This window comes from Mesorhizobium sp. M7A.F.Ca.US.005.03.1.1, from assembly GCF_003997975.1.
In the GTDB taxonomy this organism is placed as follows: domain Bacteria; phylum Pseudomonadota; class Alphaproteobacteria; order Rhizobiales; family Rhizobiaceae; genus Mesorhizobium; species Mesorhizobium ciceri.
In genome coordinates this window covers 1-11710 of the sequence record NZ_RZRO01000140.1, presented here as the reverse complement: position 1 = coordinate 11710, position 11710 = coordinate 1, and the positions used below count along the sequence as shown (strand labels likewise).

Here is an 11710-nt window from a genome sequence, read left to right as displayed (position 1 = left end):
TTCTTCGTCAATCCGGGAGAAAGCGTCGCCGGGCAGTATGACGCCGAAGCCGCATGGCTGAAGCGAGCGCATGACGACGGCGCCATGCTGGCCAGCGCTTGTTCGGGCGCGGTGCTGCTCGGCGAGGCCGGGCTGCTCGACAATCGCGAGGCCACAATTCACTGGGGCTATGTCGAGACGCTCACGAACAACTACCCCGGCGTGAAGGTGAGGCCGGACCAGTCGCTTGTGCTGAGCGGCGAGGCGCAACGGGTGGTCATGGCGGGAGGCGGCTCGAGCTGGCAGGATCTCGCCCTCTATCTCATCGCGCGCTTTGTCGGCCTCAAGGAGGCGATGGAGGTCGCCAAGGTCTACATGCTGCAGTGGCACGACATGGGCCAGCAGCCCTTCGCCGCGCTGATGCGCTTTCGCCAGACCAGCGACGCGGTGATCAACCGGTGCCAGAGATGGGCGGAACTCAACTACCGGACGCCGTCGCCCGTCGCAGCCATGACCAAGTTGTCAGGCCTGTCCGAGCGCTCCTTCGTGCGCCGCTTCGCGAGGGCTACGGACATGAAGGCTATCGACTACATCCATGCGCTCAGACTCGAGAAGGCAAAGCAGCTGCTGGAGGGGGGCGATCTCCCTGTCGAAGCGGTGGCGAATGAAGTCGGCTACGAGGATGCGAGTTTTTTCGGGCGTCTTTTCCGCCGCAAGGTCGGGGTGACGCCGGCGCAATATCGCATTCGCTTCGGTGCTCTCCGGCGAGCATTGAGCCGCGATTGATTCTCAACCATCGCGGCGCGATGCCGATATTCCGCTTGGCGCCTCAAGTCAGCCGTTGAGCTGGCCCCAGCGGAATCCCAAAAGCAGAAATTCGAGCGATCAGGCGAACCGGCACGTTCCCACCCAGAACCGGACGCCCAGCGGTCATTAACGATGGGTTCGAGCTCCAGCCGCAAAGTAAGCGAGCTGGTCGGCATAGAGCTTCTTGAAGGCCGGGCGAGCCCAGGCGCGTTCAACGTACGCTCAGAAAGTTCCATCTTAGCCTGAGAAGTGCGTTGAGCTTGTCTAGCTGCGGGACATATGAAGCGCGACACGATTTCGTCCTTCCGATTTGGCACGAAATAGGGCCAAATCGGCGGCATTGACGAAATCATTTGGCGTCTCGTCCGCGGTGGGCACCGCTGTTGCAACGCCGACGCTGATGGTCACACGATCCGGGCCGTGGGGTATGTTCAACTCCCGCACGCCCTGGACGAGCCGCTCTGCGATCGCACTGGATTGTTCCAGTAAAGTGTCGACCAGCACGACCACGAACTCTTCGCCTCCGTACCTCGCAGCGAGGTCGGTGGAGCGGCCGGAACCGCTCTGGATCACGCGGGCGATTTGCTTGAGCACCTCATCGCCGGCCATATGGCCATAGGTATCGTTGTATCGTTTGAAGTTGTCGGCATCGATCATCAACAGCGACAATGGGGACTGTGCGCGAAAAGCGCGCTTCCATTCGGCCGCCAGATATTCATCAAAATAGCGCCTGTTGCCGAGGCCCGTCAGGCCATCGATCCGCGTCAGACGTTCAAGCTCGAGATTTGCACTGATCAGCTGTCGCTGGCTTTCCCTTAGCGCTCGGTATGCCGCGTCTCGCTGGACGTGATCCAGATAAGCCCGCGTGTGATATCGAATACGTGCAATCAGCTCGATACGATCCGGCAGTTTGACGAGATAGTCGTTCGCTCCCGCAGCAAAGGCTTCGCCCTTGGTGGCTGGATCTTCCTTGCTCGACAGCACAATGACTGGGACCGCGCGTGTCGACGCATGCTTCCTGTATTCTCGCACCAGATGCAGCCCATCGACGCCGGGCATGACGAGATCCTGCAGGATAACGGTTGGCTTTACCTCATCCGCGACTGTCATTGCTCTCAACGGGTCGGTGCAGAAGTGTAGGGAAATATCGGGTTCGTTGGCTAGAGCGCGCCTGACCGCCTCGCAAACCATGATCTGATCATCGATGAGCAGAACCATGGATGAATAGTTGTCTGTGAGTGGCGGGACCAGCTCTGGTTCTTGCGTCATCGGACGAGCCTTTTCACGTGGAGCGCTCGCAGGCTTCGATTATACGTGAGCCGATCGCACTCAAAGGAAGAATATCAACAGCCGCGCCGATTTCGGCGGCGGCCTTCGGCATGCCATAGACTGCACTGGTTGCTCGATCCTGGGCGATCGTGAGATGCCCTTTGTCGCGGAGCTGTCTTAGCCCGCGCGCACCATCCCTGCCCATGCCTGTGAGCAGGACACCAATCACAGAGCCAGGCCACCATTGCGCCGCACTTCCGAAGAACACATCAACGGACGGCCGATAAACATTGTCCTTGGGGCTGGGCGTATAGCCAAGTTGTTGAGCTGACTTGAAAACCAGATGATCCGCAGAACTGGCTACGAGAACAGTGCCCGCTTGAGGACTATCCTTTTCCCGCGCCGGACGGATCGGGAGAGGCGTATGCTGTCCCAGCCAATCAGTAAGCCCCGGCACGAACTGAGCATCGAGATGCTGGACGAGCACGATCGCGCCGTCAAAATCAACGGGAAACGCACTCAGGACTGCGGCAACGGCGGCCGGCCCGCCCGCGGAGGCGCCGATTGCAATTAAGCGTCGAGGTGTCGGCTCAGCGTCACGTGACATCCGCCTTTTTGTCTTGGCCGGCGCATCACCGATCAGCTTGCCGATCGTCGCAATCTTGTTCGTTAGAAGCCGTGCGGATTGCGAGGACGCATTACCTTCGATGCCTACTGACGGAATATCGACCGCGTCCAGCGCGCCATGGCCCATTGCTTCGTAGACACCGGCGAGGTTGGCTTCGATACTGGCGGTCACCAGCAAGATTGAGCACGGGGTTTCCGCCATGATTCTGCGCGTCGCTTCCACGCCGTCCATCTCTGGCATCGCTAGATCCATGAGTATCAGATCCGGCAGATCACGTCTGCAGACCTCGACCGCCTCACGCCCATTGGTCGCGATCCATGCGACCTGATGTTCGCCGGTCGACAAGACCAGCCGGCGCAGAAGCTCAACCGCCATCGGCATGTCGTTGACTACGCCGATTCTCATTCGTTGGCTTCCAATTTCGATCTCATTCAGTCGCCTCGCCAATCATGTCCACGACCGCATGGATCAGCGCCTCGTCCTGAAAGGTACTCTTGGTCAGATAATAGTCCGCACCGGCGTCAAGCCCGCGCGAGCGATCTTCTTCCCGATCCTTGTATGAAACGATCATTATGGGTGTGTTCTTGAGATGGGCGTCCTTTCTGATCAAGCTCACCAACTCGATGCCATCCATGCGCGGCATATCTATGTCAGTGACGACGAGATCGAAAGGACCAGACCGGACGGCATTCCACCCGTCCATACCGTCGACCGCCACTTCGACATCATAACCGTGATTGCCCAACATCTTGCGCTGGAGTTCGCGGACCGTGAGTGAATCGTCAATCACGAGCACGCGCTTGCGTCTGCTCGGTTCGGGACCGCCCGCAGCGCGCCGAAGAGCCCTAAATCCGCTAGACGATGCAAGCTTTTCCACCGATCGGATCAGATCATCGACGTCGAAGATCAGAACTGGCGAACCGTCTTCCATCAGGGCCGCTGCGCTGATGTCCTTGATCTTGGCAAACCGTGGATCGAGAGGTCTGATCACCAGCTCGCGTTCCCCGAGAAAACGGTCAACGATCAGGCCGTACGCATCGCCCCGACCTGCATCCACGACGACGACCGAGAGTTCGTCCGGTTCCGATCCGGACTCTCCTCGATCCAGCACTTCGCGCGCGGTCACCAGCCCGATCTGTCGATCGTTCAAGCGAAAATGCGGTCGGCCCTGCAGCAGGTTGATCTGCATCCGCTGCAATCTCATTGTCTTGGAGATGGCGGCGAGTGGAAACGCATAGGGCTCCCCATCGACTTCGACGAGTAGTGTGCGCAGGACTGACAACGTCAGCGGCAGCTGCAGTTGAAACCGGGTTCCACGACCAAATTCCGAGGAAACGCTCGTGATTCCGCGGACCTCTTTCGTCATCGCCTGCACCGCATCGAGGCCCACACCACGGCCGGACACGTCGGTAAGGCCCGCTTTCATCGAAAAGCCTGGCAGAAACAGGAATGCGAGCAATTCGGTTTCGCTGAGTGTGTCAGCACTTTCCCTGGTCGCAAGCTGTCGGGCGATGACAGCCTCGCGCAGCTTCGAGAGCTCGATCCCCCTGCCGTCGTCCACCACGGCTATCTGCAGCAGCCCGGCATTGTGCCTCGCTTCGAGCCTGATCAGCCCCTCTTCGGGTTTCCCCATCGCGAGGCGCTCCTCAGGCGGTTCAAGCCCATGGTCTACAGCGTTGCGCAAAAGATGCCCCAAGGGGGCATCGAGCTGCTCGAGGATATCGCGGTCGATGCCGGTCGAGCCGCCTACGATCTCCAGTCGCGCCCGCTTGCCAAGGGTACGACCGAGGTCGCGGACCGTTCTTGCGTAGTGTCTCACGCCGTCCTCGAAAGGCCGCATCCGGCTCGCCAACGTTTCGTCGTACAATCTGTTGGCAAGATCGGTCGCTTTCCGATCCACTGAATCCAATTCATCGAGACGCTCCGCCAGGAACGCTTGGCTCAACCGAAGCTTTCGCTGCGCTTCAGCCAGCGCCTCCACCACCGGCGCATCATTTGAAACCGGCGGCAGCACTGCATGAAGATTGTCGAACGCACTTGCGAGGTCCGATTGAAGTCGCTTCAGCCTTAGCAGCCCGTCAGCGAATGGCCTGAGCCGCCGAGCTTCCATCAGCGACTCGCCAGCCAACCCGAGCAATCGGTTCAGGCTGTCTGCCGTCACCCGAACCATTCTATCAGAGCCGATGCTGCCGTGGGCTTGCGGTACCGCCCCAACGAGGAGATTCGCTGAAGAGGTCGACGCCAGTTGCTCCTGGGCATGATCTGGAGTTGCGAAATCAGCTGCAAAATCTTGGGCCCCGGGCTTCGCCTCGGGGGGCGACAATTCCTCAAACTTCGCGAGAAAGCTTTCGATTTCTGAGTTGGCGCGCTCGCTCGATGATCCCGATGCGATCAATTTCAAAAGGTCACAGCCTTGCAGGAGCGCATCTATATGCTCCCGTCCCACTCTCAGATGCCCACGTTGCGCGGCGACCAGGCAATCTTCCATCGCATTTGCAACTTTGACCGCGGGCATCAGGTCGATGATGCGGGCAGCTCCCTTCAGGGAATGTGCGGCACGCATGCATGCTTCCAAGGCATCGGCGGCGACAGGATTGCGTTCCAGTGCCAGAAGCCCAGACGTTAGTGCCTGCGACTGCGTCTCCAGTTCGGCCTGGAAGAGGCTGAGCATCGAGACCTGGCTGAAGTCCTCATCTGTCATGCCATGCTCCGATCCAGCATCGTGAGCAGTTGTCCTGGGTCGAGACAACCAACGGCCCGTCCCTGCCAGGGCAGAACGGCAACAGTAGCCGCAGACAGCGCCTTGTCGATCGTGGCTGGCACAGCGAGAGTGTCGCGTGCCCGATAGCGATGTAAGCCGTGGATCTCATCAACCGTAAAGGCAACCCGCTTGTCGCGCTCGCCCACAACAACCAGGCGGCGAAATACCTTGGTTCGCGTGCTTTGCTCCCCCTCCTTGCGCTCGTCTATCCCGAGCAATTCAGCCAGGGACAGGCAAACGAGCAATTCACCACGGACATTCGCAATACCGAGCAGTGCACGGTTTCTGCGATGTGGAAGTGAATGAACGCGACGAGATTCAGCCACTTCATGAAAAATACCGACCGGAAGTGCCATCCATTCTTCCCCCAAACGGAAGAGAACAGCCGTCTGCAGCGCCTCGCCGTCGGCCGGATCGATCCCTGCTCGACCAGCGTTACCAGGCCATTCGTCGCGATATACCGAGGGAGCCGCACGGTCGAGGAGGTGTCGTGCAATCTTCTTATAGGTCGGGCAATTCCGGCAGTGGAGATGCTGCTCCAGCAGCGGACATGACTTGTCACCCCGTACGCCTATTTGCCGCCAGCAGTCGTCGATTTCAATCTGCTCCAACGGCTGAGCGATCCCTGTCGAAGCCGCCATCAGCTGCCGCTCCTTTTCTGGACCCGGCCTAGCCGGCCAGCCAGGGCCTCGGCGCCGTTATGGTCGCCTTGCTTGCGAAGCAGCAAAGCCAGATGGATGAGAGCTTCTCGATGATTTGGCGCGAGATAGAGCGCCTTGCGATAGCTTTGCGCGGCTTGGGGTGCTGCGCCATCCGCATCCTGGACGAGGCCCAGCAAGTAGAAGATTTGCGCGGAAGGACCAAATTCCTTGAGATGCGCCAGGGCGACCTCCTGTGCCTCCTTTACCCGTCCTGCATTGGCGATCCGTTCAACCGCGATGAGGCTTTCCGAGGCCTGTGCAAGCGGCTTGGCCGGCGCCTGTCCACGGGCTTCATTGCCAATTGTCGGTCGGGGCCGAAGAAGAGGCTTGCTCTTGTTGACCTTCGGGGTTGGCGTCGGCACCGGGATGGCGGCCGAAACTGTCGGCGCCGTGGTCTTGACGGGCTCCGATTTCAGGAAGGCAAAGGCCAATGGCCATTCAGCGGAAATAAAGCCATGCAACCTTGGAAGAGCTGCTTCCGCCGGACCGACCAGGAGGAGTCCGTCTTTGGCCAGTAGGTCCTTCAGGCAGATCAACGCGCGATCCTGCAGCTCTCGATTGAAATAGATCAGCAGATTGCGGAAAAGCACGATGTCATAGACTTCTTGCCTGAAAGACGCGCGAGAGCCGAACAGGTTTCCTACCCTGAACCGAACCTGTTTCAGCACCGCAGCTGTAGGACGCAACCCGCTCTCGGCCGCTTCGAAATAGCGATCCTTGAATTCGAGATGGCTGCCGCGAAACGAATTGCGCCCATAGATCGCGCGTTCAGCCGTCGCGATATTGCGGCTGCTGACGTCCACACCATCGATCTTGAACTCGTGCGCCTCAAAGCTGGCATCGAACATGGCCATGGCGACCGAGTAAGCCTCTTCGCCGGTTGAACATGGCAGGCTCAGGACTTTAATCGGCTGAGCACGCTTGTGCACGCGCGCGTGCCGCGCCAGCATCGTGAACGCTTCTCGGTCGCGAAAGAACCAGGTCTCCGGGATCACCACCGCATTGATCAACTCCTGCAACTCCTGTGAGGAACCGGTCAAGTGTTCCTTATAGGTCTGAGGGTTGGTTATCCGGCATGCTGCCATCCGATCTCTGACCGCCTGACGGACCACTGTCGGACCAACGCTGGCACTGTCCAGTCCGATGGTTTCCGTCAGGAGCTTTTCAATTGCGCCGGTCATTGATCACCCATTGCTGACTGGCGGAGCAATGCGGTACGTATCTCTTCCGAAAGCAGCGATGCCACTTTGACCCGCTGAATGATCTCCGAACCATCGGAAGCCACCGGCCCAAGATAGGGCGGGGTTCCTGGTTCAAGTCCGAACGGCGCGAAGTCGGCAGGGTCTCGCTCAAGCGTATCCGTCACCCGTTCCGCGATCAGTCCCAGCAGGCGCTGCTCGCCATCATGCGCGTGATAGCGCGTCACAACGATCCGGGTGCTCAATAAGCGCTCCGACGGCCGGCCAAGCGCAAGAAGAGTAACATCGATCAGCGGGATGGGTATTCCGTTGTAGCTGACCAGACCCACCACACCGGTTGGCGCACCCGGCAGGACCTTCACATCGAGACGAGGCAGCACCTCTTCAATTTGGTGGACATCGATCAAGTAGCGATCCGGACCCATGCTGAAGGCGAGAAATAGCATTGTCACCCCCTACTGCCGGCTCGCTACGCTCTCAGCTTGAACCTCGAAATGCTACTTCGCATGCCGCCTGAGACTTGATTGAGCTCGTCGATCGCGAGCGTCGATTGCTGAAGGGATTCGACTGTTTGCTGAGCTGCCTCACTCAGCTGCGTTAGCGTGTCGCTGATCTGCCCCGCGCCGGTCGCCTGCGCTTGCATGCCTTCATTGGCGACTTCGAAACGTGGCACCAGCCCCTGAACCTGCTGAATGATCTCGAAGAGTTGCCCGCCGACCTGCTGGATTTCCTGCATACCCCGGCGGACCTGCTCGGAAAACTTGTCCATGCCCATCACCCCGGCCGCGACTGCCGACTGGATGTCCTTGACCATCTGCTCGATATCGTATGTGGAGACAGCTGTCTGGTCCGCGAGCCTTCGGATTTCCGTCGCCACCACTGCAAAGCCCCGGCCATATTGGCCGGCCTTCTCAGCCTCTATGGAAGCGTTGAGCGACAAAAGGTTCGTCTGATCGGCCACTTTGGTGATGGTCGTCACCACCTGATTGATGCTGCCGGCTTTCTCGCTCAGGATCGCGAGTTTGGAATTGATCGCGCCGGCCGCTTCCATGACCTGCTGCATGGTTTCTTCCATACGGGTTAGCCCCGCTTGCCCTCCGCCGGCGACGGCAGCAGTTTGCTCGGCAACTGTCGAGACCTCGTTCATCGTGCGGACGAGCTCGTTTGACGTGGCGGAGATCTCCTTGGCTGTCGCGCGGATTTCTGTTGTGGTCGCTGCGATTTCAGTCGCAGTTGCCTGCTGTTGCTTGGAGGTGGCGGCGATCTCAGTTATCGATGTGCCGACCTGTATGCTGGACCTTTGAACCTGACCAATGAGGGTTGTGAGATCGTCCGCCATTGCGTTGAAGCCGTCGGCAAGCACGCTGAATTCGTCTCGGCGCCTCAGATCGAGGCGTTCGCTGAAGTCGCCTTGCCGCATCAATTGAACCGCGTTGACCAAACGAGTGAGCGGACCTGTAATGGCGCGAAACAGCTGGTAACCCAAAAGAAGGGCTAGTCCGAGGGCTATCAACAAGCCAACGCTCAAACCGACTTCGGCCGTTCTAACGATCGAGCTGATCCGCTGCGTCGCGCTGTTTGCCTCGCCTCTGTGATCCTCAACCATGGCCTGCAGAGCGGACTGCAACTTTACAAAGATCGGCTCTACGGTGTTCTTGATGGCCAGGCTTTCATTGGGAGTTTCACCTTTCGACAAGGCAGCCCGGCTTGTGTCCAGCACAGCAGTTTCAGCCAGACGAAATTGGTTGGCGAGTTCTTTGACGACTGCATAATTCTGCTTGTCGATGTCGGAGACGATTGTTGCTTCATAGTCGCCCATCGACCGCTGCACTTGGTCGCGATTGGTCGTGATCGCGCTTTCAAGCGTGCTTCTATCCGATGGGTTGTCCTGAAGGGCATATTCCTGAAGCAGACTATGGGCCGTCATCTGGCCCATCATGATCGCGGTGCTGTGATAGAGGTCTGGAAGGATGCCCTTCTCGACCTCAGTCGCCTCCTGCCCCGCCTGAAGAAACCAGGCGTACGCGATGACGGCGATCACGGACATGACCACCAGAACGGCAGCGAAACTGACGAGGATGCGGTGGCGTATTGTCAGACTCTTCATGGATCCGATTCACCAATGGGGGCATCGTGGGCTGCGCGACAAGCGCTCGTTCCGACGTGTTCGAAAAAGGTGCGTCGAAAAGCGGTAGTCTGACGCTGAATGGTTTCTTTTCCGTTCCATCACTAATGATGGCGATGCCGCTCGCCAGAAGTGACGGTCGAGGACACGTCTTCCGTCGGCGCACATCAGCCCGACATCCGCTGGGCGGCACGCCCGCGTCAAGGTGGGTGGATGACTGATTGTTACCGTCTCGTTGGACGTCGATGAGAAAGGTATTCAATGACGATGAAGCTCTCACCTCACGTCCAAGGCCCTGTCAGCGTTGGGCCTTTGAAGCAAACAACCTGGACAGCCCATAGGCAACAAGGCCTATGAACCTTGAAGGGGCACAAATATACGCTGGCCGCTGGTCGATCCAGGAAGTCCGGTGCACCGCCATCAGACTCGCCCAGCGTCGCATAACCCCGCCTACGTCATCGCATGGTCATGCTGGAGGCGCCCATCGGTCGCCGTCCGCCTATTCTGGAAGCCCGATGAACGGATTCTGATGCCGAATGCCGAGCGGCCTGAAATCCTTCTCGTTGTCCGTGAGCACGATCAGATCGTGTTGCATGCCTGTTGCAGCAATAGCGATGTCCTCGAAACCAGGTGAGATGCCAGCGGCCCGAGCGACTGTCATGAGTTGCCCAGTTATTGTTGCCGTTTCGAGGTCAAGAGGGAGGATGCGGCTACTGTAGTAGTGACGGATTTCTCCCCACCATTCAGCGAGCGCGCCCGCCTTCTTGGTGGCACCGGTTCGCTTGGCGTTCGCGATGCCGTCCTCGATCTCGGCCAAGGTGATTACGGAGAGCCAAAGGTCGGACGATCGCTCGACTATCCAGGCCGCTAGTTTCTCATCGGAGGGCGTCCTGCGTTTTGAAGGGGCAAGCAAGCTGACGACATTCGTGTCCAAAAGGTACAATGTCAGAACGCCGGATCGCGCAGAGCCCGTGCGGGCTTTCGGCTTCGCGCTGGCAGGTCAGCTTCCTCCAGGGGCGAGTTTGTGAGCAGCCAACCCAGCGACGGCACACGGGAAAGGCGTTCGTATTCCGAATAGCTGATTACGACAGCCTCTCTTTTGCCGTGACGGGTGACGACCGTCGGTGTGCCCGCAACCGCTTCGTCGACCACATGTGAGAACGTAGCCTTGACGTCTTTGAGCTGAATCTCTTTCATCATGATTGCTCCCGTGACTAAAGTGGTCATATAAATTATGGAGCGAGTTTTGGCAAGGAGTCAGGACGGATCGGTGCGCCTCCGGCGCTCGATCTGCCGCCAGTTGGCAGGCTGACATCTCACATCAGGGCTAATCCCGAAAACCGCGTCTTCCCCGTTGATCTGGAAAGTACGGCGATCGACCCCGACACAATCGCGATTAGCCAGCAACACGCAGCAGCCGACACCGCCGACGGCAGATAGAGCCTGTCAAGACTGGACTGGGCGGCAGCGAGCAGCGGCTCGACCTTCTGCCCGGCGACGCTCAATTCGATGTCGGTTAGCCGCCGGGGTGATTTCTGGCCTGCAGGAACCAGCCTGTGCAACGAGGCCGAGCGCCGCCACGAATCGACCAGCGCCGATTTTTCAGCGGCATCCGACGTGATCGATGCTTGAACACGGTCTGCACGCAATGTGGCCATGTGCCGGTCCATGCCTTCCTCCCGAAGCCTGAACGCCGATAGACTTGCCGCTGTTTCCTCAATCTTCCAGCGGCATAACAGATGTCCTCCGCGCTGCTATCTTGCTCTTGTTGCCCCGCTGTCAAATGGTCTGAAGTGCTTGTACCATCCAGGAGTCGGAGCGCAGCTCATTCGCTCATCGCATGAAGCGCATCATGCCTGACGATTTCGATGCTGCGCAGGCTGAGCAGGCGGATGACGCCCTTGTCCTTCAGCCGGGTGAAGATCCGCGATACCGTCTCGATGGTGAGGCCAAGATAATCGCCGATATCCATGCGCGACATCGGAAGTTCGACCTGCCGCAATCCGCCCTGGCGCTCCGACAGGTCGACCAGGAACGCGGCGACGCGTTCGATGGCGCTCTGGCGACCGAGGACCAGCAGGTGTTCCTGCGCTCTGGTCAACCCCTTCAGCGCCAGAGGCAGCAACTGATGGGACATATCCGCTCCAGCTGTGGGGCGGAAGACGCGGACACCGGTGGAATTGACCGCTTCAGCAAAGAAATGGTGCGTCGTGTCGGCTTCGAAGCCGAATGTCTCTCCGG

Annotated in this window: 12 protein-coding genes; 1 reads left to right on the top strand and 11 read right to left on the bottom strand. The window is 59.1% G+C overall.

Annotated features, from left to right (window positions below; genetic code table 11):
- The coding region (locus tag EN990_RS32800) for a helix-turn-helix domain-containing protein (protein WP_127385675.1) at window positions 1–765 on the top strand (765 nt) is incomplete at its 5' end.
- A 285-nt stretch (window positions 766–1050) separates the two neighbouring features.
- Here the strand turns inward: EN990_RS32800 and EN990_RS32795 are convergent.
- The 11 genes from EN990_RS32795 to EN990_RS32740 all read right to left on the bottom strand — a co-directional run.
- Window positions 1051–2055, bottom strand: coding sequence for a PleD family two-component system response regulator (locus EN990_RS32795; RefSeq protein WP_064994975.1), 1005 nt, complete (start codon window positions 2053–2055; stop codon window positions 1051–1053).
- 13 nt (window positions 2056–2068) lie between these two features.
- Entirely contained in the window at window positions 2069–3088 is a 1020-nt protein-coding gene (locus tag EN990_RS32790; RefSeq protein WP_064994976.1) for a chemotaxis response regulator protein-glutamate methylesterase, read from the bottom strand.
- 22 nt (window positions 3089–3110) lie between these two features.
- Complete coding sequence (locus tag EN990_RS32785; RefSeq protein WP_064994977.1) at window positions 3111–5384, bottom strand: hybrid sensor histidine kinase/response regulator; 2274 nt, start codon at window positions 5382–5384, stop codon at window positions 3111–3113.
- Window positions 5381–6085 (bottom strand): chemotaxis protein CheW, encoded by a 705-nt coding sequence (locus EN990_RS32780; RefSeq protein WP_064994978.1) that lies wholly within the window; start codon window positions 6083–6085, stop codon window positions 5381–5383. The genes EN990_RS32785 and EN990_RS32780 overlap by 4 nt, the downstream gene beginning before the upstream one ends.
- A complete protein-coding gene (locus EN990_RS32775; protein WP_064994979.1) occupies window positions 6085–7326 on the bottom strand; it encodes a protein-glutamate O-methyltransferase CheR in 1242 nt (413 codons plus the stop codon). The genes EN990_RS32780 and EN990_RS32775 overlap by 1 nt, the downstream gene beginning before the upstream one ends.
- Window positions 7323–7790 carry a chemotaxis protein CheW gene (locus EN990_RS32770; protein WP_064994983.1) on the bottom strand — a complete coding sequence of 156 codons (468 nt, stop codon included), beginning with the start codon at window positions 7788–7790 and terminating at the stop codon, window positions 7323–7325. Before EN990_RS32770 ends, EN990_RS32775 begins: the two co-directional genes overlap by 4 nt.
- 23 nt (window positions 7791–7813) lie before the next feature.
- Window positions 7814–9451, bottom strand: coding sequence for a methyl-accepting chemotaxis protein (locus EN990_RS32765; protein ID WP_027163542.1), 1638 nt, complete (start codon window positions 9449–9451; stop codon window positions 7814–7816).
- 517 nt (window positions 9452–9968) lie between these two features.
- Window positions 9969–10412 carry a type II toxin-antitoxin system VapC family toxin gene (locus tag EN990_RS32755; RefSeq protein WP_013525370.1) on the bottom strand — a complete coding sequence of 148 codons (444 nt, stop codon included), beginning with the start codon at window positions 10410–10412 and terminating at the stop codon, window positions 9969–9971.
- A gap of 2 nt (window positions 10413–10414) precedes the next feature.
- Window positions 10415–10666 (bottom strand): type II toxin-antitoxin system prevent-host-death family antitoxin, encoded by a 252-nt coding sequence (locus EN990_RS32750; RefSeq protein WP_024505312.1) that lies wholly within the window; start codon window positions 10664–10666, stop codon window positions 10415–10417.
- 119 nt (window positions 10667–10785) lie between these two features.
- Window positions 10786–11127: a hypothetical protein gene (locus tag EN990_RS32745; protein ID WP_348629903.1), complete on the bottom strand. Its 342-nt coding sequence runs from the start codon at window positions 11125–11127 to the stop codon at window positions 10786–10788.
- A gap of 167 nt (window positions 11128–11294) precedes the next feature.
- Window positions 11295–11710 (bottom strand): helix-turn-helix domain-containing protein (locus EN990_RS32740; protein WP_164766201.1); only part of this gene is annotated, 416 nt, incomplete at its 5' end.

Excerpts from the sequence above, each read along its gene's own strand:
- EN990_RS32750 (WP_024505312.1), bottom strand. The coding sequence starts at position 10,666 with ATGAAAGAGATTCAGCTCAAAGACGTCAAGGCTACGTTCTCACATGTG.
- EN990_RS32790 (WP_064994976.1), bottom strand. The coding sequence starts at position 3,088 with ATGAGAATCGGCGTAGTCAACGACATGCCGATGGCGGTTGAGCTTCTG.
- EN990_RS32745 (WP_348629903.1), bottom strand. The coding sequence starts at position 11,127 with ATGGCCACATTGCGTGCAGACCGTGTTCAAGCATCGATCACGTCGGAT.
- EN990_RS32775 (WP_064994979.1), bottom strand. The coding sequence starts at position 7,326 with ATGACCGGCGCAATTGAAAAGCTCCTGACGGAAACCATCGGACTGGAC.
- EN990_RS32780 (WP_064994978.1), bottom strand. The coding sequence starts at position 6,085 with ATGGCGGCTTCGACAGGGATCGCTCAGCCGTTGGAGCAGATTGAAATC.
- EN990_RS32765 (WP_027163542.1), bottom strand. The coding sequence starts at position 9,451 with ATGAAGAGTCTGACAATACGCCACCGCATCCTCGTCAGTTTCGCTGCC.
- EN990_RS32795 (WP_064994975.1), bottom strand. The coding sequence starts at position 2,055 with ATGACGCAAGAACCAGAGCTGGTCCCGCCACTCACAGACAACTATTCA.
- EN990_RS32770 (WP_064994983.1), bottom strand. The coding sequence starts at position 7,790 with ATGCTATTTCTCGCCTTCAGCATGGGTCCGGATCGCTACTTGATCGAT.
- EN990_RS32785 (WP_064994977.1), bottom strand. The coding sequence starts at position 5,384 with ATGACAGATGAGGACTTCAGCCAGGTCTCGATGCTCAGCCTCTTCCAG.